This window comes from Roseovarius dicentrarchi (assembly GCF_003316635.1).
Taxonomy (GTDB): domain Bacteria; phylum Pseudomonadota; class Alphaproteobacteria; order Rhodobacterales; family Rhodobacteraceae; genus Roseovarius; species Roseovarius dicentrarchi.
In genome coordinates this window covers 1-24,655 of the sequence record NZ_QNQP01000006.1, presented here as the reverse complement: position 1 = coordinate 24,655, position 24,655 = coordinate 1, and the positions used below count along the sequence as shown (strand labels likewise).

The window sequence follows — 24,655 nt, the reverse complement described above, 5'->3', positions numbered from 1 at the left end:
GGCGTCGGGTGGGGGAATGCATGGCGATCTTGTTGGGTGTGGATACGGGCGGAACCTATACGGATGCGGTTCTGATACGCGACGAATCAGAGGTCATCGCGAGCGCCAAGGCGCTGACGACACGCCACGATCTGGCGATTGGCATTGGCGGCGCGGTGGCAAATGTTCTGGCGGCCAGCGGCATCGCGCCGGATCGCATCGCGCTGGCGTCGCTGTCCACCACGCTTGCCACCAATGCATTGGTCGAGGGGCAGGGCGGGCGCGTCGGGCTGATCTATGTCGGGTTCCGCGAGCAGGACATGGAGGGTCATGGCCTGCGCAGCGCATTGGACGGCGATCCGGCGCTGGTTCTGGCGGGCGGGCATAATCATGCGGGAATGGTGGCGCATCCACTGGATACCCGCGCGCTTGAGGCGTGGCTGGCCGAGCAGCGGGGCATTTCGGCATTCGCGGTCGCGTCGCAATTCGCGACCCGCAACCCCGAGCACGAGCTGGAAATCGCGCGCATCATAGCCGAGAGGGCGGGGCGCCCGGTGTCCTGCTCGCATCACCTGTCGGCCAAGTTGAACGGGCCAAAGCGCGCGCTGACGGCGCTGCTGAATGCCCGGCTGATCGGCATGATTGCCAGTCTTATCGAAAAGGCCGAGGGCAAGTTGCAGGATCTGGGCATCACTGCGCCGCTGATGGTGGTGCGCGGTGATGGTGCGCTGATTAGCGCAGCTCAGGCTCGGGAACGCCCGATAGAGACGATATTGAGCGGGCCGGCCGCCTCGATCGTGGGGGCGCGGTGGCTGACCGGGGTTGATACCGCGCTGGTGTCGGATATCGGCGGCACGACCACGGATGTGGCTGTGTTGCGCGGCGGCAAGCCGATGATTGATCCGGCCGGCGCGCAGGTTGGCCCATGGCGCACGATGGTCGAGGCGGTGGGCATGCGCACGACCGGTCTGGGCGGTGACAGTGAGGTGCATGTTCAGGGCGATGGCTTGGCTGGCGGCATCGTATTGGGCCCGCGCCGGGTGCTGCCCGTCAGCCTGATTGGCCATGAGGCGCCGGATGTGGTGCATCGCGTGCTGGACGCGCAGCTGCGCAATTCGGTGCCAGCCGATCATGACGCGGCGTTTGTGCGCGCGGTGCCGGGTGTCGACGCAGGCGGGTTGCCGGACAAGGATGCGGGTCTGCTGGCGCGGATTGTCGGCGGCGGGGTTCAGCCCGTCGGCGCGGTCCTGAAGACGCGGATGGAGGCGCAGGCGCTGCGGCGCCTTGTTGCGCGCGGGCTGGTGCAGGTCTCGGGGGTGACGCCGTCGGATGCCAGCCATGTTCTGGGCAATGTCGACACGTGGGATATCGAAGCGGCGGAAAAGGCGCTGAGCCTGCTTGCGCGGCGCCGGACCGGGTCGGGCAATACACTGGCGCAGGATGCGGCGGGCATGGCGCGGATGATTGTCGACCAGCTGACCAACCAGACCGTGTTGGCCATGTTAGAGACCGGTTTCGCCGAAGAAGCCGAGCAGTTTGGTCTGCCCGCTGACGTGCTGGCGCGGCATGTGCTGACGCAGCGCGGTCTGGATGGTCACAAGGGGCTGCTGCGGTTCGAAACGGGGCTGAATGTGCCTGTGGTCGGGCTGGGCGCGTCGGCGGGGTGCTATTATCCGGCGGTCGGGATCAGGCTGGGCTGCGCGATGATCCTGCCCGAACATGCGGACGTGGCCAATGCCATCGGTGCGGTGGTGGGCCGGGTCACGATCCGGCGCAGCGGCACGGTGACATGCCCGGTTGAGGGGGTTTATCGCGTGCATCTGGCGACCGGCCCGGTCGACTACACGGAAGACGCCACGGCGCTGGACGCGCTGCAATTCGCGTTGGAGCAGGACGCCCGCGCCGAAGCTGTTGCCGCCGGGGCCGAGGATATCCACATCACCGCCACCCGTGACCTGCGCACCGCCCAGGCCGAGGCGCGGCAGGTGTTTCTGGAGGGGGAGATCACCGTCGAGGCATCAGGCAGGCCGCGCATTGCCGCGTGACAGCCCCATGTTACCGGCGCAGATAATGCGTTAGCCTTCGGGCAATCACCCCGGCGGGGCAGCAGGAAAGGGAAACGAAATGAGCGCATCGAATAGGTTCGACACGGATATGGCCACACGGCTGGAGGGCCTGAAGGATGACGGCCTTTACAAGGTTGAGCGGGTGATCACATCGCCGCAAGCGGGCCGGGTGTCGCTGAAAAGCGGGGCGGAGGTGATCAACCTGTGCGCCAATAACTACCTGGGGCTGGCCGACAATGCCGACATCATCAGCGCCGCCCATGAGGCGCTGGATCGCTACGGGTTCGGCATGGCATCGGTGCGGTTCATCTGCGGCACGCAGGAGGTTCACAAGGCGCTGGAGGCGCGCATTGCCAGCTTCCTCGGGACTGAGGATTGCATTCTGTATCCCAGCTGCTTTGACGCCAATGCCGGATTGTTCGAGACGATCCTTGGCCCCGAGGATGCCATTATCAGCGATGCGCTGAACCATGCCAGCATCATCGACGGTGTAAGGCTGAGCAAGGCGCAGCGCTATCGCTATGCCAATAGCGACATGGCGGATCTGGAGCGGTGCCTGAAGGAGTCGCAAGGCGCGCGGCACCGGCTGATCGCCACGGATGGCGTGTTTTCGATGGATGGCTATTATGCCAGGCTGGACCGGATTTGCGATCTGGCCGATAAATATGACGCGCTGGTGATGGTAGACGACTGCCACGCCACCGGTTTTGTCGGCGCCACCGGGCGCGGCAGTATCGAGCATTGCGGCGTGATGGGCCGGGTCGATATCCTGACCGGCACGCTGGGCAAGGCGCTGGGCGGCGCGTCGGGGGGCTATACCGCCGCCTCGGCCAAGGTGGTGGATTGGCTGCGCCAGCGCTCGCGCCCCTATCTGTTTTCCAACACGCTCGCGCCCGTGATTGCGGGTGCGTCGCTGAAAATGTTCGACATGATCGAGGAGGGTGATGACCTGCGCGCGCAGCTTTGGGATAATGCCGCGCATTTCCGCACGCGTATGACCGATCTGGGGTTCGAGCTGTTGCCGGGCGAACATGCGATCATCCCCGTCATGCTGCGCAATCCGAAACTGGCGCAGCAGATGGCGGCCAAACTGGGCGAACATGGGGTGTACGTGACCGCCTTCAGCTTCCCCGTGGTGCCAAAAGATCAGGACCGCATCCGCACGCAGATGAGCGCCGCGCACACCCGCGAGATGCTGGACGAGGCGATTGCCGCGTTCGAGGTGGTGGGCCGCGAATTGGGGGTGATCTGATGGAAAACCGCATGAAGGCGCTGGTCAAGGCGCGCCCCGAGCCGGGGCTGTGGATGGAATATGTCCCGGTGCCCGAGCCGGGGCCAAAGGATGTACTGATCAAGGTACGCAAATCCGCGATTTGCGGCACCGACGTGCATATCTGGAAATGGGATGAATTCAGCGCGAAAACGGTGCCGGTGCCGATGGTCGTCGGCCATGAATTCGTGGGCGAGATCGCTGATATGGGCGCCGCGGCGACGCGGTATAAGATCGGGCAGCGGGTGTCGGGCGAGGGGCATATCGTCTGCGGCACCTGCCGCAACTGCCGCGCCGGGCGCGGGCAATTGTGCCGCAATACCAAGGGGGTGGGCGTACACAGGCCCGGCAGCTTTGCCGAATATGTCTGCATTCCCGAGATGAATGTTGTGCCGATCCCCGAGGATATCCCCGATGAAATCGCGGCGATTTTCGATCCTTTCGGCAATGCCGTTCACACCGCGCTCAGCTTTGACATGGTGGGGGAGGATGTGCTGGTCACGGGCGCCGGCCCTATCGGCATCATGGGCGCGCTGGTGGCGCAGAAGGTGGGCGCGCGCAAGGTGGCGATCACCGATATCAACCCCTACCGGCTGAATCTGGCGCGGCAGATGGGCGTGCAGCATGTCGTTGACGTGTCCAAAGAGCAACTGAGCGACGTGATGGAGCGTATCGGCATGACCGAAGGGTTCGACGTGGGGCTGGAGATGTCAGGCGCGCCCGCGGCCATGCAGCAAATGATCAGCCGCATGAATAACGGCGGCAAGATTGCCCTTCTGGGCATCGCTCCGACCGAGTTTGCCGTGGACTGGAATGCGATCATCTTCAAGATGCTGCATGTCAAGGGCATCTATGGCCGCGAAATGTTCGAGACGTGGTACAAGATGATTGCGCTGGTTCAGTCCGGACTGGATGTTTCGGGGTTGATCACGCACCGTATCGGGATTGACGATTTCGAGGCGGGCTTTGCCGCGATGATCTCCGGTAATTCGGGCAAGGTGGTGATGGATTGGGCCTGATCAGGGGGGTGTTCGTGCATTTGCCGCCGGAATTTGGGTATTTGGACCAAGAAAAAACCATGGCGGATCAAGCCGGGGTGAGGCTTGTGTAATATCGCTTGGATTTTGGCGCGGTGCGCCCATTTACCTGATCAGGATGTTTTGACACCAAGGAGCCAGCCATGAGCCGCTATACCAAAGATCCGGACGCCATTGCGCGCCTGTCGCCCGAAGAATACCGCGTCACCCAGCAAAGCGGGACAGAGCGGCCCGGCACCGGCAAGCTGCTGGGCAACAAGGCGCCGGGCATTTACGTTGATATCGTTTCGGGCGAGCCGCTGTTTGCGTCTTCGGACAAGTTCGAGAGCGGATGCGGCTGGCCCAGCTTTACCAAGCCGATCGAGCCCGCGCATGTGGCCGAGTTGCGTGATGAAACGCTGGGGATGAGCCGGATCGAGGTGCGCAGTACCCATGGCGACAGCCATTTGGGCCATGTGTTTAACGATGGGCCGCGCGACCGGGGCGGATTGCGGTATTGCATCAATTCGGCGTCATTGCGGTTTGTGCCGAAGGCCGAGATGGAGGCCGAGGGGTATGGCGAGTATCTGGATCAGGTGGAGGATGTAGCATGAGCGAAGAGCGCGCAGTATTGGCAGGGGGCTGCTTCTGGGGAATGGAGGATCTGATCCGAAAGCGGGACGGTGTCCTGTCGACGCGGGTCGGATATACTGGCGGAGATATACCGAACGCCACCTATCGCGATCACGGCACCCATGCCGAGGGGATCGAGATCATCTTTGATCCCGATAAAATCAGCTACCGCCAGATTCTGGAGTTGTTTTTCCAGATCCATGATCCCACCACGCCGAACCGTCAGGGCAACGACATCGGGATGAGCTATCGCTCGGCCATCTATTACGTGAACGAGGAGCAGCGCGAAGAGGCGCTGCGCACCATTCAGGATGTGGAGGCCAGCGGCAACTGGCCCGGCAAGGTTGTGACCGAGGTGGAGCCGGCAGGCGATTTCTGGGAGGCCGAGCCGGAGCATCAGGATTATCTGGAGCGGGTTCCAAACGGCTATACCTGCCATTTTCCGCGGCCGGATTGGGTATTGCCGCGGAGCTGAGCCGCCGAACATGCCCGGCCTTGACGCGCGTTGAGGCCGGGCGCAAGCATGGCGCAAAGGAGCCATGCCGATGCAGCCAGTCAAGGCGATCGCGCTGAAATTATGCGCGGTCATTCTGTTCATTTTCATGTCGGCGCTGATCAAGGCCGCCTCGGACCGGGTGCCGCCCGGCGAGGCGGTGTTTTTCCGGTCGTTTTTCGCGATTCCGATCACCCTGCTTTGGCTTGTGATGCTGGGAGAGTTGCGCACCGGGCTGCGGGTCAAATCGGTCTGGGGTCATGTGCGGCGCGGCGTTTCGGGTACGGTCGCCGTTGGCATGGTTTTTGCCGGGCTTGGCCTGCTGCCGCTGCCCGAGGTGACGGCGCTGAGCTATACTTCATCGCTGTTGATCGTGATCTTTGCCGCGCTGTTTCTGGGCGAGCGTGTGGGGCCGCTGAGGATTGGCGCTGTCTGCCTTGGGATGGGCGGGGTTCTGGTCATCCTTGCGCCGAAGCTGAGCGTGTTTGGCGCCGAAACGGTGAACCGGGGCGAGATTCTGGGCGCTATTGTCGTGCTGATCGGCGCGACCTGCGCCGCCTTTGCGCAGATCACCATCCGCAAGCTGGTGCAAACGGAACATCCCGCTGCCATCGCATTCTATTTTTCGGTCACCGCCACCGTTCTGTCGCTGCTGACGGCGCCGTTTGGCTGGGTCTGGCCCGGTGGGTGGCTGGCGGCGCAGCTGGTTCTGGCTGGTGTTATCGGCGGGACCGCGCAGATATTTCTGACCCTGTCATACCGCTATGCCGACGCGAGCATCGTCGCACCGTTCGATTATGCGTCGATGCTGTTCGCGCTGGGCATCGGGTATTTCATTTTTGACGAGGTGCCGACAGGCGCCATGCTGGTCGGGGCCGCGATGATTGCCGTTGCCGGCATCGCCATTATCCTGCGCGAGCATCAGCTGGGCCTGAACGGGGCCGCGCCCGCGCGGCACGTACACCGGAAGGGTGATGGAACGGTCTGGGTGGGCCATGCGTTTTACGTGCAAATTCACCCGAGACGCGAGGTACGACATGACCGATACATTCCAGACGATCAACCCGGCCACGGGCAAGGACATTCAAACCTATAGCTATATGAGCGATGATGACGCCAACGCCACGATTGAAAAATGCCACGAGGCATTTTTGGCGTGGCGCAAGCGCAGCCATGAGGACCGTGGCAAGGTGCTGAAGGCAATCGGCGCCAAGCTGCGCGACCGCAAGGAAGAGCTGGCGCAACTGATGACCCAGGAGATGGGCAAGCTATTGGAGCAGTCCTATCAAGAGGTCGATCTGTGTGCCGCGATTTGTGACTACACCGCCGAGCATGGCCCATCGGAACTGGCGACCGAGGATCGCGAGATTGCGAATGGCAAGCGTGGCCGCGTTGCGCATGCGCCGCTTGGCGTTATTTACGGGATTCAGCCGTGGAATTTTCCGGCGTATCAGGTTGTGCGGTACTCCATCGCCAATCTGATGGCTGGTAACGGCGTTCTGCTGAAGCACGCATCGAATGTGACAGGCTCTGGCCTGCTGCTGGAGGAAATTTACCGTCAAGGTGGCTTGCCCGACGGTTTGTTTGCAACGCTGGTGATTTCGCATGATCAGTCTGACAAGATTATCGAGCACAAGCTGGTGCGCGGTGTCACGCTGACGGGCAGCCCCGGTGCGGGCAGTCATGTTGGCGAGCGGGCCGGCAAGGCGCTGAAGAAAACCGTGCTGGAACTGGGGTCGAACGATGCCTATCTGGTGTTGTCGGATGCCGATTTGGAGACCGCGGTCGAGACATGCGTGAACGGGCGTCTGTACAACAACGGTCAGACTTGCATTGCCGCCAAACGCTTTGTCGTGGTGGATTCGATGTATGACGCGTTCCGCGCGGCGTTCGTCAAGCGGATGAAGGCGATCAAGGCTGGCGATCCCACCAAGGACAGCAGCGACATTGGCCCGATGGCGCGCAAGGATCTGCGCGACGGGCTGCACGATCAGGTCGAGAAAAGCGTTGCGAACGGGGCGACGGTTCTGTGCGGCGGTGAAATCCCCGAAGGAGACGGATATTACTATCCTGCAACCGTGCTGGCAGATGTCGCACCGGGACAGCCTGCCTATGAGGACGAGTTGTTCGGTCCGGTCGCATCCCTGATCCATGCCCGCGATGACAAGGATGCCATGCGCATCGCCAATGACAGCCGGTTCGGGCTGGGCGGCGGTATTCTTTCTCAAAATACCGAGGCGGCGGTGAAGCTGGCCGAGGAGGAGTTTGACACCGGCATGGTGTTCATCAACGGGTTTGGCATGGCGACCCCGAACATGCCGTTTGGCGGGGTGAAAGATGCCGGATATGGCCGCGAACATGGCGGTTTCGGCATGAAGGAATTCACCAACGCCAAGGCCGTGATGGTGATGAGCTGACTTCAGGCCCCCGTCGCCCACATGGCGGCGTAAATCGGTGCGAACCACGCCCGCCGAAACCGGCCCAGCGGCCAGCGTTTCGGCGGGCTTTGCATGATCTGGGGGTAGGGATCCTGTGGCGCGCGGTCCTGCGCAAGATCGGCCAAAAGCGCGCCGGCATAGGTGGCCATGGCCACGCCGTTGCCGTGGTAGGATATGGCGGTAAAGGCGCCGGGCATGGTGTCGATCGGGCCGACATAGGGCGTCAAATCGCGCGCGATGCTAAGCAGCCCGTGCCAGCTGTGCGGCGTTTCGACATGGCGCCACGCGGGGAACATCGCCTCGAAATGCTGGCGGATACTGGCGTGCATCCGCGCATCGGCCCATGGCGCGCTGAACAGCCCGCCGCGCATGCCGAACAGCATACGCTTGTTGGGCATCAGCCGGAAATAATGCAGGAAAAACCGGTCATCATAGCATGCCTGCGCGGTGGTCCAGCCTTGCGCGGCCAGTTCCGCATCGGTCATTTCGCGCGTGACCAGCACGTTGGATTGGGTCGGCAGATAGCGCGCCTTCATCCAGTCCGGCAGATCGTCCGAGCTGTAGCCGTTTGTCGCCACGATCAGGCGGCGCGCCTGAACGCGCGCCTCGGGCGTGGTCAGGGTAAAGCTGCGGCCCTGCTCGATTTTCACAACCGGGCTGCGCCCCCGGATGCGCGCGCCGGCGGAGGTGGCGGCGGCGGCAAGGCCGTGCGCGTATTTCAGCGGGTTCAGGGAAAAGCCGATGGGGATGGTCAGCGCGCCGTGAAACGGGCCGTTCATGCCGTTTTCGATCAGATCCGCCTTCGGCGTCAGGGTCGGGGTCACGCCATAATCGCGTTCGATATCAGCGGTTTGCGCCTCCAGCCCGCGATAGGCGGCTTCGGTATGGGCCATGGTGGTTTCGCCGTCTGAATGGCGGTCCACCTGCATGGCGTGGCGATCTATCAGCCGCTCGGCCAATTCAACCGCGCGGCGTTCGGTCATGCGATAATCGCGGCGCGCATCCTCGCCGAATTGGCGGCGCAGCGCCTTGTCCGATGCGGCCGATCCACCGAGGCAGCAGAACCCGCCATTGCGCCCCGACGCGCCCCAGCCGACATCCTGCGCCTCCAGCACGATCACATCGGCGCCGGCCTCGGCCAGATGCAGCGCCGCCGACAGGCCGGTAAACCCGGCGCCGATGATCGCCACATCCGCCGACAGGGTGCCGCGCGCGGGCGGGTTATCCGCCTCGGGCGCGGTGGTGCGCCAATAGCACGCCTCGCGCGGGGCCTCGCCATAGGCGTGGAGCGGGTAGATCCGCCTCATGTGCCGGCCGCGCGTTCGTCTGCCAGCCGCTTCATACTGCTGCGTTTGCTGATCAGCGACGCCGTGATGACGCCCACCGTGACCACCCCGATCATCAGCGTGGACAGCGCGTTGATTTCGGGGCTGAGGCCAAGGCGGATCGACGACCATATCTTGATCGGCAGCGTGGTCGAGGATGGTCCGGCGGTAAAGCTGGCGATCACCAGATCATCGAGGCTGAGCGTGAACGCCAGCAGCCAGCCGGAAATGACGGCGGGCGCGATGATCGGCAGCGTGACAAGAAAGAATGCCTGCATTTGCGAACAGCCCAGATCCAGCGCCGCCTCCTCCAGCGACTGGTCGAAACTGACAAGGCGGGAGGAGACGACGACCGACACAAAGCACATCGAAAACGTGGTATGCGCCAGCACGATGGTCATCACGCCCCGGTCAATGTTCAGCCCGATGAACAGCAGCAGCAGCGACAGGCCGGTGATGACTTCGGGCATGACCAGCGGCGCATAGATCATGCCGGAAAACAGGGTGCGCCCCGAAAACCGCCCCGACCGCACCAGCACCAGCGCCGCCATCGTGCCCAGAACCGTGGCGATGGTTGACGACAGGACCGCCACCTTGAGCGTGACCCATGCCGCATCCAGAAACGACTGATTGCTGAGCAATTCGCCATACCATTTGGTGGAAAACCCCGCCCAGACAGTGACCAGCTTGCCCGCGTTGAAGCTGTAGATGATCAGGATGATCATCGGCAGGTAAAGGAACGCGAACCCCAGCGTGAGCGAGGTGACGTTGAACCATGTGACGCGTCTCATCCTTCGGCCTCCCGCTGTTTTTGCTCGTTGCGCTGGAACAGGATGATGGGGATGATCAGCAGCAGCAGCAGGATCACCGCCACGGCGCTGGCCACCGGCCAATCGCGGTTGTTAAAGAATTCCTCCCACAGCACCTTGCCGATCATCAGGGTTTGCGATCCGCCCAAGAGGGATGGGATGACAAATTCGCCGATGGTGGGGATGAACACCAGAAAACACCCGGCAATGATGCCGTTTTTCGACAGCGGAAATGTGACCAGCCAGAAGGCGGTGATGCGGCTGCATCCCAGATCCTCGGCCGCCTCCAGCAGGGATGCGTCCATCCGCTCCAGCGCGGAATAGATCGGCAGGATCATGAAGGGCAGGTAGGTGTAGACGATGCCGATATAGACCGCCGTGTTTGTGTTGAGGATGGTCAGCGGCGATGAAATGATGCCAAGCGACAGCAGAAGCTGGTTCAGATACCCCTCGTTCGACAGGATGCCGATCCACGCATAGACCCGGATCAGAAAGCTGGTCCAGAACGGCAGGATCACCAGCATCATCAGAGTCGGGCGCCAATGGTCGGGTGCGGCGGCCATGCCGTAGGCGATGGGATAGCCCACCAGCAGCGTCAGGAAGGTCGCGATCAGGGCGATCTTGAACGACGACAGATACGCCTTCCAATAGAGGTCATCAGTGGTCAGGAAGGTGAAGTTCTCAAAATCCAGCTCGGCGAGAAACGCGCGAAACCCTTGCCACCCCTCGGACAGGTCCAGCGTGGGTGTGTAGGGCGGAATGGCCATCGCCGTATCGCTGAGGCTGATTTTCAGCACGATCAGGAACGGCACCAGAAACAGCGCCAGCAGCCAGATATAGGGAATCGCGATCAGGGCAAAGCGGCGCATAATCTACCCCTCCAGCAGCACGGCGGCGGTGTCGGTCCAGCTGAGCCACACCGGATCCTCCCACGTGAAGCTGCGGCGCGACAGGCGGCGGGTGTTGGCGGTTTGCGCCTTGATGATCTGCCCCGTCCCGAGTTTGACGTGGTAGGTGGACAGATTGCCCAGGTAAGCGATATCCAGGATCGTCCCCTTCAACGCGTTGCGCGTGTCCGGCTTGTCGGCGGTGATCGCCACCTTTTCGGGGCGAATCGCCAGATGGCAGGACTGTCCGTTTTGAAATGATTTGCTGGATTCGGCGTGCAGCGTCGGCTGCCCTTCGGCAAAGGCGATGTCATAGCCATTGCCGTTTGCCGTTGCGCGCCCTTCGATGATGGTGACGTCACCAATGAAATCAGCGACATAGACCGAATTTGGCCGCTCATAGATGTTGGCGGGCGTGTCGGCCTGCATGATCTTGCCGTCATCCATCACGGCAACGCGGGTGGCGACGGTCATCGCCTCTTCCTGATCGTGGGTGACGATGACAAAGGTTGTGCCGGTCTTTTCCTGAATGTCCACCAGCTCGAACTGGGTATCCTGACGCAGCTTGGCATCCAGCGCGCCCAGCGGTTCGTCCAGCAGCAGCAGCTTGGGCGCCTTTGCCAGGCTCCGGGCCAGTGCGACGCGCTGGCGCTGGCCGCCCGATATCTGGTGCGGCTTGCGTTTGGCGAATTTCTCCAGCCGGGTCAGTTTCAGCATCTGCGCGACGCGGTCGGCGATCTCTTCCTTCGGCTTCTTGTCGCGTTTCAGGCCAAAGGCGATGTTTTCCCAGACGCTGAGGTGCGGAAACAGGGCGTAGGACTGAAACATCATGTTCACAGACCGCTTGTTCGGCGGGATTGGCGCCATGTCCTGACCGGCCAGCAGGATCTTGCCCTCGGTCGGCTTTTCAAAGCCGGCCAGCATCCGCATCATGGTGGTCTTGCCGCAGCCCGACGGGCCGAGAAGGGCGAAAAACTCGCGCTCGTATATATCGAATGTCTGGTTGTCGATGGCCACAAAATCGCCAAAGCGTTTTGTGACATTCTGGAACTGAATCAGTGGCTTGGCCTGTGGGTCGGTCCACGGCTCGAAAACGGTCTGGCTCATCTTGGCTCCGGTCTGGAGGGGCAGGGTGGCCCGCGCGACGATCCCCGCGCGGGCGCCGGGTCATTTAGGTGCCTGACTTGATCTTTGTCCACAGGCGCGTGACGACGCGCTGCACCTTGGGCTCGAACGGGGTGACCGTGAACAGGTTCTCCAGCGTCTCCTCATCGGGGTAAACCGCGTTGTCGCCGATCACGTCCTCGACCAGAAACTCCTGCGATGCCTTGTTCCCATTGGCATAATAGACATAGTTCGACGCGGCCGCCGCATTCTGCGGATCCATGATGAAGTTCAGGAATTTATGCGCGCCATCGGGGTTGGGCGCATCGACCGGGATGGTCATCTGGTCGAACCACATCTGCGCGCCCTCTTTCGGGGCGTTATAGACGATTTCGACGCCGTTATCGGCCTCTGCCGCGCGGTCGCGCGCTTGCAGGATATCGCCGGACCAACCCACGGCAACGCAGATATCGCCGTTCGCCAGCGCATTGATGAACTCGCTGGAGTGGAATTTGCGGATGTAGGGGCGGACGGGCATGAACACATCCTCGACCTTGGCGATCACGTCGGGGTCGTGGCTGTCGGGATCTTCGCCCAGAAACTTCAGCGCCATCGGGATCATCTCAGCCGGGGCATCCAGGAAATGCACGCCGCATTCGGCCAGTTTTTCCATGTTCTCCGGCTTGAAGACCAGATCGAGCGATTTGATCGGAGCATCCTCGCCCAGCACTTCGCGCACCTTGTTCACGTTGACGCCGATGCCGGTGGTGCCCCACATGTAGTTGATCGAATATTCGTTGCCGGGGTCGTACTGCGCGGTGCGCTTTTCGATCAACTCCCACATGTTTTCGATGTTTGGCAGCTTGGATTTATCCAGCTTCTGAAACGCGCCGGCGGCGATCTGGCGCTGCATGAATGTGCCGGTGGGCACAACCACGTCATAGCCCGATCCGCTGGACAGCATTTTCGTTTCCAGCAATTCGTTGCTGTCAAAGACGTCATAGATCAGGTCGATCCCGGTCTCTTCCTCGAATTTGCCCAAGAGCGATTCGTCGATATAGTCGGACCAGTTATAAACGCGCACCTCTTCGGACACCGCGGCGGTTGCGGTCATCGCCAGTGTGATGGTCGCGGTCAGAATTGTTCTTTTCATTGTCTTCTCCCGTTGGTTCGGTGATCTGGTCACCGCTGCCGCGAATTTGATCAAGTTTTTTCGCGTATGGCAATATGGTAATGTTTTCACGGGGTCGGTAAACTGGCAACCTCAGTGATCCCCAAGCCGTCGGAGCGTTATGCGTCATGCAGCAAACTGCCCAGATTTCAGGCACCGTACCGGGCGCATTGCCGGCCCATGCGCAGGTCTATCTGCGCCTGCGCGACATGGTCCTGTATGGCGATCTGACGCCGGGGCAGGCGGTGACCATTCAGGGCCTGACCGAAGGGCTGGGCGCCGGCATGACCCCGGTACGCGAGGCGATCCGCCGCCTGATATCGCAGGGCGCGCTGGAATTTCAGGGCAACAGGCGGGTCAGTGTGCCACTGCTGACAGCGGCGGATATCGACGAAATTATCGTTGCGCGCGAATGGCTTGACCCATATCTGACGCGCAGGGCGATGGCGCATGTCACGGCGGTGGACATTGCGTCTCTGACGCAACTCGACCGCGCGCTGGACGGGGCAATCCGGCAGGGCGATCTGCGCGGATATCTGCACCTGAATCACCAGTTTCATCTGGCGATTTACCGGCTGGCGCAATCGCCCATCCTGGCCGATCTGGCCGAGGGGCTATGGCTGCGCTTTGGCCCGTCAATGCGGGTTTTGTGTGGCCGGATGGGCACCCAGAACCTGCCCGACAATCACAAGCAGACGCTCAGCGCCATGCAGGCGGGCGATTCAGACGCCGCTGCCGCCGCGATTGCCGCGGATGTGCGGCAGGGCATGGACCAGCTGCGCGCATCTCTGGCTGGAAACCCCGCAGATGAGTGATTCGATTGACATTGAATAATTTGATCATATTCTTGCGCCATCCCGGTACGCCGCGCCGCGGCCCTCCCGTAATTCAGACGCATACGCCCAGCCAACGAAAGGCCAGCCCATGAACATGATCGCCAACCATCCGCCCACAGCCGAGCTTCAGGCGCTGGACGCCGCCCACCACATGCACCCCTTTACCCATAATGACGATCTGGGCAAAAAAGGCGCGCGTATCATCACCCGCGCCAAGGGCGTGACCCTGACCGACAGCGACGGCAACGATTATCTGGATGCGATGGCCGGGCTGTGGTGCGTCAATATCGGCTATGGCCGGGGCGAAATGGCCGATGCCGCCGCCCGCCAGATGCGCGAGCTGCCCTATTACAACACGTTTTTCCAGACGTCGCACGTCCCGGCCATCGCCCTGTCGGCGAAGCTGGCCGAGCTGGCGCCGCGCGATCTGAACCATGTGTTTTTCGCCGGCTCGGGGTCCGAGGCGAATGATACCAACATCCGCATGGTGCGCACCTACTGGGCGCAGAAGGGCAAGCCGGACAAGAACGTCATCATCAGCCGCAAGAATGCCTATCACGGCTCTTCCATGGGCAGCGGCAGCCTTGGCGGCATGTCGTTCATGCACGAACAGGGCGGCCTGCCGATTGAGAATATCTGCCACATAGATCAGCCCCATTGGTGGGCCGAGGGCGGCGACATGTCCCCCGAGGATTTCGGGCTGGAGCGCGCGCGCCAGCTGGAGCAAAAGATCGAGGAGCTGGGCGAGCATCGCGTCGCCGCCTTCATCGCCGAGCCGATTCAGGGCGCCGGCGGCGTCATCATCCCGCCCAGCACTTACTGGCCGGAAATCCAGCGTATCTGTGACAAGTACGAGATCCTGCTGATCGCGGACGAGGTGATTTGCGGATTTGGCCGCACCGGCACGTGGTTCGGCAGCGAAACGCTGGGTATCCGCCCGCATATCATGACCATCGCCAAGGGGCTGAGCAGCGGCTACGCGCCCATCGGCGGATCGGTCGTGTGCGACGAGGTGGCGAAGGTCATCAATGATTGCGAATTCGCGCATGGCTACACCTATTCCGGCCACCCGATGACCTGCGCGGTTGCCTTGGAAAACCTGCGTATCCTGCAGGAAGAAGGCATCGTTGACCGCGTGGCCGACCATTCCGCCGCCTATCTGGCGGGCAAATGGAAGGGGCTGGCCGACCACCCGCTGGTGGGCGAGGCGACGACGATCGGCATGATGGGGTCCATCGTGCTGACGCCGGACGCATCCAGCCGCGCCGCCTTTGCCGGGAACGAGGGCGACGCGGGGCTGATTTGCCGCGAGCATTGCTTCCAGAACGGTCTGGTGATGCGCCATGTCGGCGACCGCATGATCATCTCGCCCCCCTTGGTGATTACCGATGCCGAGATGGACACGCTGGTGGACCGCGCGTGGACCGCGCTGGATCTGGCGTACAAGCAGCTGAAGGCCGAAGGCCGCATGAAAGCCGCCTAGACGCTTTTACCGCCCGGATATGAACAGGCGCAGCCGGCCAGCTGCGCCTGTTTTCTTTTGGGGCCACGCTTTTCAGGCGCCGGGTTTAGAGCCTAAAGCGCCTTTCAGGGTCTAATCCTTGATGAACAGCTTGCGGGGCTGGTTGCACAGCGGCTCTGCCGCGCCGCTGTCCTTGATCAGGATCGTCTCGGTCGTCTCAAGGCCCCAGGTGTCCATCCAGAGGGCAGGCATGAAGTGAAAGACCATGCCGGGCTCCAGCACGGTGTCATCCTCGCTGCGGATCGACGCGGTGCGCTCGCCCCAGTCGGGCGGATAGCTGACGCCGACGGGATAGCCCATGCGGCCTGACCGCTCGATCCCGTGGCGCGCGAGAACGCCCATGAAGGCATTGGCAATGTCGCAGGTCCGCGCGCCGGCGCGTGCGGCCTCCAGCCCGGCCTCGATTCCCTCGATCTGGGCGGCCTCGGCGCGCAGCATGTCATCCGGCGGTGTTCCCAGGAACACCGTCCGGCTGAGCGGCGCATGATAACGGCGATAGACGCCCGACAGCTCGAAAAACGTGGCCTCGCCCGCCTTCATCGGTTTGCCGTCCCAGGTCAGGTGCGCCGCGGTGGCATCGGCGCCCGAGGGGGTCAGCGGCAGGATCGCCGGATAATCGCCCCAATCGTCCCCCAGCCCGGTGATGCCGGCGTGCAGGACATCGGCCACCAGATCATTCTTGCGCACGCCCGGCGCGGCCCGCTCGATCGCGGTTTCGATCACCTTGTCGGTGATACGGGCGGCGCGGCGCATGAACCCGATTTCCTCGTCCGATTTGACCAGACGCTGCCAGTTGACCAGTGCGGTCGCGTCGATGAATTCGGCCTCGGGCAGTTCGGCGGTCAGAACGGCATGGGCCTTGGCCGAGTAGTAATAGTTCTCCATCTCGACGCCGATGCGCGCGCTGCCCAGCCCCATGCCCTTGATACGCGCGGCAAGGTCCTGCATCGGGTGGCGCACGGTGCTTTGGATATAGTGATCCTCGTAGCCAAGGATGTGTTCATCCTCCATCCAGCAGGTGCGCCGCCCGCCCATCATGTCCATGTAGCGCCCCCACCAGACGGGCGGCCCATCAAGCGTGACCAGCACGCCCTGATGGACATAGAACGACCAGCCGTCATAGGCGGTCAGCCAGTTCTGGTTGCTGGGATCGGTGCAAAAAAGCACGTCGATGCCTGCGGCCTTCATGGCATGTCGCGTCTTCACCAGTCGCCGCTGATATTCGGCGCTGCTGAAGGGGATGTCCTTTTCAATCATGTCGGGGCCTTTCTGTTACGCTTGATGCGCGGCATCTCATGCCGAATTTGCGTTTTACGCAAGGGCTGCGTTGACCGCGCCCGCGCGGGGCCGCAAAACAGGCGCTATGAAACCCAGCCGAGCCAACACATGATCCGCCTTGACGCCCGCGATCTGGATATCCTGCGAGCGCTGGCCGCCAATGGCCGGATGACCAACGCCGATCTGGCGGCGGCGGCGGGCCTGTCGGCCAGCCCCTGCTGGGAGCGGGTGCGCAAGCTGCAAGCGGCCGGCGTGATCGACGGTATCCACGCGCGCATTGCGCTGAAGAAGATCGGCCCGCATGTGACGGTCTTTGTCACCGTGGAGCTGACAGATCATACTGCCGATGCCTTCCGCCGGTTCGAGGCGGCGATGGCGCGTTACGATCAGGTGACGGGCTGCTGGGCGCTGGGCGGCGGCTATGACTATCTGCTGCATATCGTGGCGCGCGATATCGAGGGGTATCAGGCGCTGCTGGACGACATGCTGGACGCCGGGATCGGGCTGGCGCGGTATTTTACCTATGTCGTGACCAAGACGGTCAAGGACAGCCCCGTGCCGCCCTTGGCCGCGATACTGGGCAAATAACAGAAGATTCTTCTGCGCGCGGCCCCGATTTCGGTTACACAGCCTGCATCATTTGCGGCAGGTTGCGCGCAAAGCCGCGCCGCGCTTCAGCGCGCCCCGAAGTCAAGGAGACACCGATGCTACGAAACGATCAGCTGGCCGAATGGGACCGCGAGAATTTCTTTCACCCCTCCACGCATCTGGCGCAGTTCGCGCGCGGCGAGATGTCCAGCCGCATTATCTCAGGTGCCAAGGATTGCCATATCGAGGACCGCGAGGGGAACAAGCATCTGGATGCCTTCGCCGGCCTTTATTGCGTCAACGTCGGCTATGGCCGCACCGAAATTGCCGACGCCATCGCCAAACAGGCGCAGGAGCTGGCCTATTACCATGCCTATGTCGGCCACGGCACCGAGGCGGCGATCACCCTGGCCAAGATGGTGCTGGACCGGGCGCCCGATCATATGTCGAAGGTGTATTTCGGCCTGAGCGGCTCGGACGCGAACGAGACGAACATCAAGCTGATCTGGTATTACAACAACATCCTTGGCCGCCCGCAGAAGAAAAAGATCATCAGCCGCTGGCGCGGCTATCACGGCTCGGGCCTGATGACCGGCTCGCTGACCGGGCTGGAGCTGTTTCACAAGAAGTTCGATCTGCCGCTGGAGCAGGTCATTCATACCGAGGCGCCGTATTATTTCCGCCGCGACGATCTGGACATGAGCGAGGAGCAGTTCGTCGCCCATTGTGTCGCCAAGCTGGAAGAACTGATCGAGGCCGAGGGCGCGGACAATATCGCCGGCTTCATCGGCGAGCCTGTGCTGGGCACCGGGGGCCTTGCGCCGCCGCCCGCTGGCTACTGGCCCGCGATTCAGGCGGTGCTGGACAAGCACGACATCCTGCTGATCGCCGACGAGGTCGTCACCGGCTTTGGCCGTCTGGGCAGCATGTTCGGGTCGGACCATTACGGCATGAAGCCCGATCTGATGACCATCGCCAAGGGTCTGACCAGCGCCTATGCGCCGCTGTCGGGCAGCATCGTGTCGGACAAGATGTGGAAAGTGCTGGAGCAGGGCACCGATGAGAATGGCCCCATCGGCCACGGTTGGACCTACTCGGCGCACCCCATCGGGGCGGCTGCGGGCGTGGCCAACCTGAAGCTGCTGGATGATCTGAACCTGATTCAGAACAACCGCGACGTGGGCGGATATCTCAACACCGCCATGCGCGATGCGCTGGGCGATCACCCCAATGTCGGCGATATTCGCGGCGAGGGGATGATGTGCGCGGTCGAATTCGTGAAGCACCGCGATGGCCGCGTGTTCTTTGACGCCGCGGACAAGATCGGGCCGCAAGTCACTGCCGCGCTGGGCGCGAATGGCGTGATCGGGCGGGCGATGCCGCAGGGCGACATCCTGGGCTTTGCCCCGCCCTTCTGCCTGACCCGCGCCGAGGCGGATGAGGTGGTGTCGAAAACCGTTCAGGCGGTCGCGTCCGTATTGGGCTGATCGCAGGCAAATATGTGTGTCAGGGGGCCTCGCATCTGCGCAGGCCCCTTTTCGTTTCGGGGCTGCCCCTGTGCGCGCACGGGTGCGCCGCAAACAGGGCATTTATTCTTGGCAATGAAAAATGTTTCCGGCGCGTCACCGGGCCGTCACGATCGGGCCAATGCCGGGCAGACCCGTGATCTTTCAATCTTTTAGGAAGTGCCGTTTTACATTCATAAAGTGACGCATCATGGTTGCAATGCACTGCAAATGGCGGTTTACTCTGCCTTCAACGCGGCCTGACCGCGAAAAACGATAAACAACGGGGAGACTCATTTGGCCGAGTCGCACAGTCGCGATGCGTTCGTGGAATTCGAACGCGTGCAAAAGAGTTATGATGGGGAAACGCTGGTCGTCAAGGATCTGAACCTGTCTGTTCCAAAGGGTGAGTTTCTGACGATGCTGGGCCCCTCGGGGTCGGGCAAGACGACATGCCTGATGATGCTGGCCGGGTTTGAAACCGCCACGCATGGCGATATTCGCCTTGGCGGTACGTCGATCAACAACATTCCGCCGCACAAGCGCGGCATCGGCATGGTGTTTCAGAACTACGCCCTGTTCCCGCATATGACCATTGCCGAAAACCTCGCCTTCCCGCTGGAAGTGCGCAAGATCGGCAAGGATGAGCGCGAGAAGAAGGTCAAGCGCGCGCTCGATATGGTCGAGATGGGCAAATTCGGCGGCCGCCGCCCCGCGCAGTTGTCTGGCGGACAGCAGCAGCGCGTCGCACTTGCCCGCGCGCTGGTGTTCGAGCCCGAGCTGGTCCTGATGGACGAACCGCTGGGCGCGCTGGACAAGCAGCTGCGCGAGAAAATGCAGTTTGAGATTACCCATCTGGCGCATCAGCTGGGCATTACCACGGTTTATGTGACCCACGACCAGACCGAGGCGCTGACAATGTCGGACCGCGTCGCCGTGTTCGACGATGGCCGCATTCAGCAGATCGCCGCGCCCGACATCCTGTACGAGCAGCCCGAGAACAGCTTTGTTGCGCAGTTCATCGGCGAAAACAACACGCTGCAAGGCGTCGTCAAGGAGATCAAGGCCGACAACCTGGCCCTGGTCGAGCTGGACGACGGCGAATTGATTGATTGCAAGCCGGTCAACGTCAGCAAGGTGGGCGAGCGCACACAGGTCTCGATCCGCCCCGAGCGGGTGGAGTTCGACAAGAAACGCCTGCAACCGGGCGCGCACACGCTGAAGGCCGAAGTGCTGGAATTCGTCTATATGGGCGATATTTTCCGCACCCGCCTGCGCGTGGCCGGCAATGACGATTTCATCGTCAAGACGCGCAACGCGCCCGACCAGAGGCGCCTGCAACCGGGCGAGCAGCTGGAAATCGGCTGGCTGCCGCAGGATTGCCGCGCACTGGATGCGTAAGCGCAGAAATATCGCGGCCATCGCTGGCCCGATGAAAAGGGGGACCGGCTGCCTTACCCGTGGCGGCACCCCCGAAGCAAATAACGGGACACCAAGGGAGACTATGATGAAATTCACTGCAACATTGATGGCAACAACGGCGCTGACAGCAGCGGCCAGCATGGCATCGGCGCAGGAAATGGCCGATTCGATGACAATCGTATCCTGGGGCGGCGCCTATCAGGACAGCCAGAAAAAGGCCTATGCCGAGCCCTACAAGGAGGCCAACCCCGGTCTGAGCATTTCGTGGGACGAAAGCTCGAACGAGGCGGTCGCCAAGCTGCGCGCGCAGAACGAGGCCGACAATATCACATGGGATCTGGTCGACGTCGTCGGCGCCGATGCCATGCGCCTGTGCGACGAAGGTCTGGCGATGGAAATCGACCATGACGAATTCCTGGCGCAGGGCGACGACGGGTCGATGGCGAGCGACGATTTCGGCGAAACAATCGTCTCGGACTGCTTTATCCCGCAGATCGTCTATTCGATCACCTTCGGCTATCGGACCGACATGGTTCCCGAGGGCACCGAGCCGCCCAGCAAACTGTGCGACGTGTTCGACCTCGAGACATATCCCGGCAAGCGGTCGCTGGAAAAGCGCCCGATCAACAACATGGAATGGGCGCTGATGTGTGACGGCGTGGCAAACGAGGACGTGTATGACACGCTCGCCACACCCGAAGGTCAGCAGCAGGCGCTGGACAAGCTGGCAACGATCAAGGACAGCGTTGTCTGGTGGTCCGCCGGTGCCGACACGCCGCAGCTGCTGGCAGATGGCGAAGTCTTTATCGGCTCCACCTATAACGGCCGTCTATTCAGCGTGATCGAAGAGCAAAAGCAGCCCGTTGCAATGCTGTGGGACGGTCAGGTTTACGACTTCGACGGCTGGATCATTCCCACTGGCCTGTCCGAAGAGCGTCTGGCGCGGGTCAAGGACTTTGTGAAGACCACCACCGACACCCAGCATCTGGCAGATCAGGCCAAGTACATCTCGTACGGTCCTGCGCGTGCATCTTCGGCGCCGCTGGTCGGCAAACACGCCGATCTGGGCATCGACATGGCGCCGCACATGCCGACCGATCCGGCCAACGCGGGCAACGTGCTTCAGCCGAACTTCGTGTTCTGGGCCGATTACCGCGATGACATCGACACCAAATTCCAGGCGTGGCTGGCTCAATAAGACCGGTTCAAGGCGGGGATGACGCCCCGCCTTTTGCCTTCTAAAAAGTGCGGCCCGCAATGTACGGGCCGCACATACCAAACGGGGACAATGACCTTATGCCCAAAGGGTATCTGATCGGCCATATCACGGTGAATGATCCGGACGCGTATGCCGAATACGTCGAGCGGGACACGCCGATTTTGCAAAAGCACGGCGGGCGGTTTGTCGTACGCGGCGGCGCATCCCGCACCTGCGAGGGCGAGACGCTGGACCGGCATGTGGTGATCGAATTCCCCAGCTATGCCGCGGCCGAGGCCGCCTATAATGACCCCGAATATCAAAACGTCGCCGACATTCGCAGACGCACGGCCGACAGCGTGATCATCCTGGTCGAAGGGACCTGAACACATGAGCGATACCGCCACCAATGCGCCGGTCCTGGCCGCCGACGGAACCCCGCTGAAGCGTAGCCTCAGCCGCGCCTTGCGCGTGCAGAAGATGCGCGCACTGGCCCTGATTGCGCCGCTGCTGATCTTTGTCCTGATCTCGTTCATCCTGCCGATCGGCGATATGCTGTTCCGGTCCGTCGAAAACCAGATCGTCGAAAACACGCTGCCCTACACGGTGGATGAATTGGCAAAATGGGACGGCGCCAGCGATGACCTGCCGCCCGAGCCGGTGTTCCGCGACATGTATTTCGACCTGTTCTTGGCCGCCGAAATGAAGCGCCACACGCGCCTCGGCTCGCGCCTGAACTACGAGTCAAGCGGCATGTCGTCGCTGTTCCGTCAGGCCGGCCGCAAGCTGGACGATCCGGGCGATGATGCTCAGGCCGCATTGGAAGAGGTTGACCCCATCTGGGGCGAGCGCGAGACATATTACCAGCTGTTCAACGCCGCCGATGGCGCAGCCGTTGACGATGCGCTATTGGCCGCGCAGGAAAAGCGGATTCGATCGCTGGCCGATGAAAAGCCGGTGGGCGAAATGAATTTCGCCCCCTCCGCCGAGGTGTCCGGACTGCTGCCGCTTGCGGCGCGCGTCTATACGTCTTTCGCGGTGATCACCGGCCTTGTTGAAAACAAGGTGGTGGCCAAGACCAAGCCGATGGAATCGCTCTATCTGGCGCTGCTTCAGGACGTGACGCGGCCCGATTTCAAGGCCGATCTGGCAGCCTATAACGGCCCGCACAAGGAGGCACTGACGGCACTGGCAAACGCGCCGCTGCTCGCGCCCAACTATACCGAGATTTTTACCGACGTGGACAAGGAGTGGGCCAACGTCGAAACATGGCGCATCATTCAGACGCATAGCGGGCCATACACGTCAGGCTATTTCCTGAACGCCATCGACATGCAGAAAACGCCCGAAGGCGCCGCCGTGCAGCCCGAAAACAAGCGCGTGCTGATCCAGCTGTTTATCCGCACGATCATCATGTCGCTGACCATCATGGGCGCGTGCATCCTGCTGGGCTATCCCATCGCCTGGCTGCTTTCAAACCTGCCGATGCGCACGGCCAACCTGTTGATGATGCTGGTGCTGCTGCCGTTCTGGACATCGCTTCTGGTGCGAACATCCGCGTGGAAGGTGATGCTCCAGCAAAACGGCGTGGTCAACGATGTGCTGGTCTGGATCGGGCTGGTGGCGGACAATGACCGGCTGGTGCTGATCAACAACCAGATCGGTACGATCACGGCGATGACGCATATCCTGCTGCCCTTCATGATCCTGCCGATGTATTCGGTGATGCAAACGATCAACCCCAGCTACCTGCGCGCCGCGAAATCGCTGGGTGCGACCAACTGGACCGCCTTCTGGCGGGTCTATTTCCCGCAGTCCATTCCCGGCATCGGGGCGGGGTCGATCCTGGTCTTCATCCTGTCGATCGGCTACTACATCACGCCCGAAATTGTCGGCGGCACCAAGGGTGTCTTCATCTCGAACCGGATCGCCTACCACATCTCGTCCAGCCTGAACTGGGGCCTTGCCGCCGCGCTGGGCACCATCCTGCTGGTCGTCGTTCTGGCGCTCTACTGGTGCTATGACAAGATCGTTGGCATCGACAACGTGAAACTGGGGTAACGCGACATGAGCCTTCCTATCTACGCCACCTTCGGCCAACGCGTCTGGTACTATGCCTTCCGGGTGATCTGTGCGCTGATCTTCATCTTTCTGATCACGCCCATCCTGGTGGTCATCCCGCTGTCGTTCAACGCCGAGGATTTCTTTACCTTCACGCCCGAAATGCTCAGCTTTGATCCCGAGGGGTATTCGCTGAAGCATTATCGCGACTTCTTTACCAACAACGAATGGCAGCGCAGCTTCAAGAACTCGCTGATCATCGCGCCGATTGCGACGATCCTGTCGGTCAGCCTTGGCACGCTGGCGGCAATCGGACTGTCGCAATCGCATGTCCCGTTTCGGCGTGGTATCATGGCGATCCTGATCTCGCCGATGATTGTGCCGCTGATCATTTCGGCCACCGGCATGTTCTTTTTCTACTCGAAAATCGGCAACTTCATGGAAGGTACGCTGGGGCTGGACAAGAACTTTGTCGGATATGTCAAAGTCATCCTGGCCCATGCCGTGCTGGGTATTCCGTTCGTGATCATCACCGTGACGGCAACGCTGGTCGGCTTTGACCGGTCGCTGACCCGCGCGGCGGCGAATATGGGTGCGAACCCGGTGACGACATTCTTTCGCGTGCAGATGCCGCTGATCCTGCCGGGCGTGATTTCGGGCGGTCTGTTTGCCTTCATCACATCCTTTGACGAGGTGGTCGTCGTGCTGTTCGTCGGCTCGGCCAGCCAGAAAACCCTGCCTTGGCAGATGTTTATCGGCCTGCGCGAACAGGTATCGCCCACCATTCTGGCCGTGGCCACGATCCTTGTGGGGGTTTCGATCCTGCTGCTGACAACCGTCGAATTGCTGCGGCGCAGATCCGAACGGCTCCGCGGCATGTCGCCCGGATAATCAGGCAAAGAGATTGAAAAAGGGCGCCCGTCAAAGTGACGCATTCCGCCCCGTGGGACACAGCCACAACGAAGCCTGTCGCGGAAACGCGGCAGGTTATTGATTTAATGTGATATTTTGGTGGCAACTAAGACGCCATAAGAAGAGAAAGTGCGAGAAAATA

The 24,655-nt window shown here is 61.8% G+C and carries 21 protein-coding genes and 1 pseudogene; 16 read left to right on the top strand and 6 right to left on the bottom strand.

Annotation, left to right across the window (positions count from 1 at the left end):
* Positions 1–20: 20 nt before the first annotated feature.
* The 7 genes from DQ230_RS05860 (at position 21) to DQ230_RS05830 (ending at position 7,874) form a co-directional block, all read left to right on the top strand.
* Positions 21–2,024, top strand: a complete 2,004-nt coding sequence (locus DQ230_RS05860) for a hydantoinase/oxoprolinase N-terminal domain-containing protein (protein ID WP_113911629.1) — start codon at positions 21–23, stop codon at positions 2,022–2,024.
* A gap of 79 nt (positions 2,025–2,103) precedes the next feature.
* Positions 2,104–3,297 (top strand): glycine C-acetyltransferase, encoded by a 1,194-nt coding sequence (locus DQ230_RS05855; RefSeq protein WP_113911627.1) that lies wholly within the window; start codon positions 2,104–2,106, stop codon positions 3,295–3,297.
* A gap of 11 nt (positions 3,298–3,308) precedes the next feature.
* Positions 3,309–4,334, top strand: a complete 1,026-nt coding sequence (gene tdh, locus DQ230_RS05850) for an L-threonine 3-dehydrogenase (RefSeq protein WP_203228018.1) — start codon at positions 3,309–3,311, stop codon at positions 4,332–4,334.
* 161 nt (positions 4,335–4,495) lie between these two features.
* Positions 4,496–4,945, top strand: coding sequence for a peptide-methionine (R)-S-oxide reductase MsrB (gene msrB / locus DQ230_RS05845; RefSeq protein ID WP_113911624.1), 450 nt, complete (start codon positions 4,496–4,498; stop codon positions 4,943–4,945).
* Positions 4,942–5,439 carry a peptide-methionine (S)-S-oxide reductase MsrA gene (gene msrA / locus DQ230_RS05840; protein ID WP_113911622.1) on the top strand — a complete coding sequence of 166 codons (498 nt, stop codon included), beginning with the start codon at positions 4,942–4,944 and terminating at the stop codon, positions 5,437–5,439. Before msrB ends, msrA begins: the two co-directional genes overlap by 4 nt.
* Before the next feature lie 70 nt (positions 5,440–5,509).
* On the top strand, positions 5,510–6,553 hold the full coding sequence (locus tag DQ230_RS05835; protein ID WP_113911620.1) for an EamA family transporter: 1,044 nt from the start codon (positions 5,510–5,512) through the stop codon (positions 6,551–6,553).
* A complete protein-coding gene (locus DQ230_RS05830; RefSeq protein WP_113911618.1) occupies positions 6,495–7,874 on the top strand; it encodes an NAD-dependent succinate-semialdehyde dehydrogenase in 1,380 nt (459 codons plus the stop codon). Before DQ230_RS05835 ends, DQ230_RS05830 begins: the two co-directional genes overlap by 59 nt.
* Positions 7,875–7,876: 2 nt before the next feature.
* Here DQ230_RS05830 and DQ230_RS05825 read toward each other — a convergent pair whose 3' ends face one another.
* From DQ230_RS05825 to DQ230_RS05805, 5 genes are all read right to left on the bottom strand, one after another.
* Entirely contained in the window at positions 7,877–9,202 is a 1,326-nt protein-coding gene (locus DQ230_RS05825; protein WP_113911616.1) for an NAD(P)/FAD-dependent oxidoreductase, read from the bottom strand.
* Positions 9,199–10,011, bottom strand: coding sequence for an ABC transporter permease (locus tag DQ230_RS05820; RefSeq protein WP_113911614.1), 813 nt, complete (start codon positions 10,009–10,011; stop codon positions 9,199–9,201). Before DQ230_RS05820 ends, DQ230_RS05825 begins: the two co-directional genes overlap by 4 nt.
* The gene (locus DQ230_RS05815; protein ID WP_113911612.1) at positions 10,008–10,898 is read right to left on the bottom strand and encodes an ABC transporter permease subunit; all 891 of its coding nucleotides are present in this window, start codon (positions 10,896–10,898) and stop codon (positions 10,008–10,010) included. The genes DQ230_RS05820 and DQ230_RS05815 overlap by 4 nt, the downstream gene beginning before the upstream one ends.
* Positions 10,899–10,901: 3 nt before the next feature.
* Positions 10,902–12,023: an ABC transporter ATP-binding protein gene (locus DQ230_RS05810; RefSeq protein WP_113911610.1), complete on the bottom strand. Its 1,122-nt coding sequence runs from the start codon at positions 12,021–12,023 to the stop codon at positions 10,902–10,904.
* Positions 12,024–12,087: 64 nt separating this feature from the next.
* Complete coding sequence (locus DQ230_RS05805; protein ID WP_113911608.1) at positions 12,088–13,173, bottom strand: polyamine ABC transporter substrate-binding protein; 1,086 nt, start codon at positions 13,171–13,173, stop codon at positions 12,088–12,090.
* A gap of 146 nt (positions 13,174–13,319) precedes the next feature.
* Between DQ230_RS05805 and DQ230_RS05800 the strand changes: the two genes are divergently transcribed.
* On the top strand, positions 13,320–14,006 hold the full coding sequence (locus DQ230_RS05800; protein ID WP_113911607.1) for a GntR family transcriptional regulator: 687 nt from the start codon (positions 13,320–13,322) through the stop codon (positions 14,004–14,006).
* 109 nt (positions 14,007–14,115) lie between these two features.
* The gene (locus DQ230_RS05795) at positions 14,116–15,510 is read left to right on the top strand and encodes an aspartate aminotransferase family protein (protein WP_113911605.1); all 1,395 of its coding nucleotides are present in this window, start codon (positions 14,116–14,118) and stop codon (positions 15,508–15,510) included.
* A 111-nt stretch (positions 15,511–15,621) separates the two neighbouring features.
* Here the strand turns inward: DQ230_RS05795 and DQ230_RS05790 are convergent, their stop codons facing one another.
* A complete protein-coding gene (locus DQ230_RS05790) occupies positions 15,622–16,806 on the bottom strand; it encodes a M24 family metallopeptidase (protein WP_113911603.1) in 1,185 nt (394 codons plus the stop codon).
* Between the two features lie 132 nt (positions 16,807–16,938).
* On the opposite strand from DQ230_RS05790, the gene DQ230_RS05785 reads away from it, so the two are divergent.
* The 7 genes and pseudogenes from DQ230_RS05785 to DQ230_RS17325 form a co-directional block, all read left to right on the top strand.
* Positions 16,939–17,415 carry an Lrp/AsnC family transcriptional regulator gene (locus DQ230_RS05785; RefSeq protein WP_113911793.1) on the top strand — a complete coding sequence of 159 codons (477 nt, stop codon included), beginning with the start codon at positions 16,939–16,941 and terminating at the stop codon, positions 17,413–17,415.
* A gap of 116 nt (positions 17,416–17,531) precedes the next feature.
* Positions 17,532–18,902, top strand: coding sequence for an aspartate aminotransferase family protein (locus tag DQ230_RS05780; protein ID WP_113911601.1), 1,371 nt, complete (start codon positions 17,532–17,534; stop codon positions 18,900–18,902).
* Between the two features lie 315 nt (positions 18,903–19,217).
* Positions 19,218–20,321: an ABC transporter ATP-binding protein gene (locus DQ230_RS05775; RefSeq protein WP_113911599.1), complete on the top strand. Its 1,104-nt coding sequence runs from the start codon at positions 19,218–19,220 to the stop codon at positions 20,319–20,321.
* 106 nt (positions 20,322–20,427) lie between these two features.
* The gene (locus DQ230_RS05770) at positions 20,428–21,540 is read left to right on the top strand and encodes an extracellular solute-binding protein (RefSeq protein ID WP_113911597.1); all 1,113 of its coding nucleotides are present in this window, start codon (positions 20,428–20,430) and stop codon (positions 21,538–21,540) included.
* 98 nt (positions 21,541–21,638) lie between these two features.
* Positions 21,639–21,926 carry a DUF1330 domain-containing protein gene (locus DQ230_RS05765; protein ID WP_113911595.1) on the top strand — a complete coding sequence of 96 codons (288 nt, stop codon included), beginning with the start codon at positions 21,639–21,641 and terminating at the stop codon, positions 21,924–21,926.
* A gap of 4 nt (positions 21,927–21,930) precedes the next feature.
* Entirely contained in the window at positions 21,931–23,601 is a 1,671-nt protein-coding gene (locus DQ230_RS17330) for an ABC transporter permease (protein ID WP_113911593.1), read from the top strand.
* Between the two features lie 12 nt (positions 23,602–23,613).
* A pseudogene (locus DQ230_RS17325) lies at positions 23,614–24,492 on the top strand (ABC transporter permease); the annotation flags it as partial.
* Positions 24,493–24,655 lie beyond the last annotated feature (163 nt).

What these genes read in the sequence shown, in the direction of transcription:
- DQ230_RS17330 (WP_113911593.1), top strand. Translation starts at nt 21,931, where the DNA reads ATGAGCGATACCGCCACCAATGCGCCGGTCCTGGCCGCCGACGGAACC.
- DQ230_RS05790 (WP_113911603.1), bottom strand. Translation starts at nt 16,806, where the DNA reads ATGATTGAAAAGGACATCCCCTTCAGCAGCGCCGAATATCAGCGGCGA.
- DQ230_RS05805 (WP_113911608.1), bottom strand. Translation starts at nt 13,173, where the DNA reads ATGAAAAGAACAATTCTGACCGCGACCATCACACTGGCGATGACCGCA.
- DQ230_RS05800 (WP_113911607.1), top strand. Translation starts at nt 13,320, where the DNA reads ATGCAGCAAACTGCCCAGATTTCAGGCACCGTACCGGGCGCATTGCCG.
- tdh (WP_203228018.1), top strand. Translation starts at nt 3,309, where the DNA reads ATGAAGGCGCTGGTCAAGGCGCGCCCCGAGCCGGGGCTGTGGATGGAA.
- DQ230_RS05795 (WP_113911605.1), top strand. Translation starts at nt 14,116, where the DNA reads ATGAACATGATCGCCAACCATCCGCCCACAGCCGAGCTTCAGGCGCTG.
- DQ230_RS05765 (WP_113911595.1), top strand. Translation starts at nt 21,639, where the DNA reads ATGCCCAAAGGGTATCTGATCGGCCATATCACGGTGAATGATCCGGAC.
- DQ230_RS05830 (WP_113911618.1), top strand. Translation starts at nt 6,495, where the DNA reads ATGACCGATACATTCCAGACGATCAACCCGGCCACGGGCAAGGACATT.
- DQ230_RS05825 (WP_113911616.1), bottom strand. Translation starts at nt 9,202, where the DNA reads ATGAGGCGGATCTACCCGCTCCACGCCTATGGCGAGGCCCCGCGCGAG.
- DQ230_RS05780 (WP_113911601.1), top strand. Translation starts at nt 17,532, where the DNA reads ATGCTACGAAACGATCAGCTGGCCGAATGGGACCGCGAGAATTTCTTT.
- msrA (WP_113911622.1), top strand. Translation starts at nt 4,942, where the DNA reads ATGAGCGAAGAGCGCGCAGTATTGGCAGGGGGCTGCTTCTGGGGAATG.
- DQ230_RS05835 (WP_113911620.1), top strand. Translation starts at nt 5,510, where the DNA reads ATGCAGCCAGTCAAGGCGATCGCGCTGAAATTATGCGCGGTCATTCTG.
- msrB (WP_113911624.1), top strand. Translation starts at nt 4,496, where the DNA reads ATGAGCCGCTATACCAAAGATCCGGACGCCATTGCGCGCCTGTCGCCC.
- DQ230_RS05820 (WP_113911614.1), bottom strand. Translation starts at nt 10,011, where the DNA reads ATGAGACGCGTCACATGGTTCAACGTCACCTCGCTCACGCTGGGGTTC.
- DQ230_RS05860 (WP_113911629.1), top strand. Translation starts at nt 21, where the DNA reads ATGGCGATCTTGTTGGGTGTGGATACGGGCGGAACCTATACGGATGCG.
- DQ230_RS05815 (WP_113911612.1), bottom strand. Translation starts at nt 10,898, where the DNA reads ATGCGCCGCTTTGCCCTGATCGCGATTCCCTATATCTGGCTGCTGGCG.
- DQ230_RS05770 (WP_113911597.1), top strand. Translation starts at nt 20,428, where the DNA reads ATGAAATTCACTGCAACATTGATGGCAACAACGGCGCTGACAGCAGCG.
- DQ230_RS05810 (WP_113911610.1), bottom strand. Translation starts at nt 12,023, where the DNA reads ATGAGCCAGACCGTTTTCGAGCCGTGGACCGACCCACAGGCCAAGCCA.
- DQ230_RS05855 (WP_113911627.1), top strand. Translation starts at nt 2,104, where the DNA reads ATGAGCGCATCGAATAGGTTCGACACGGATATGGCCACACGGCTGGAG.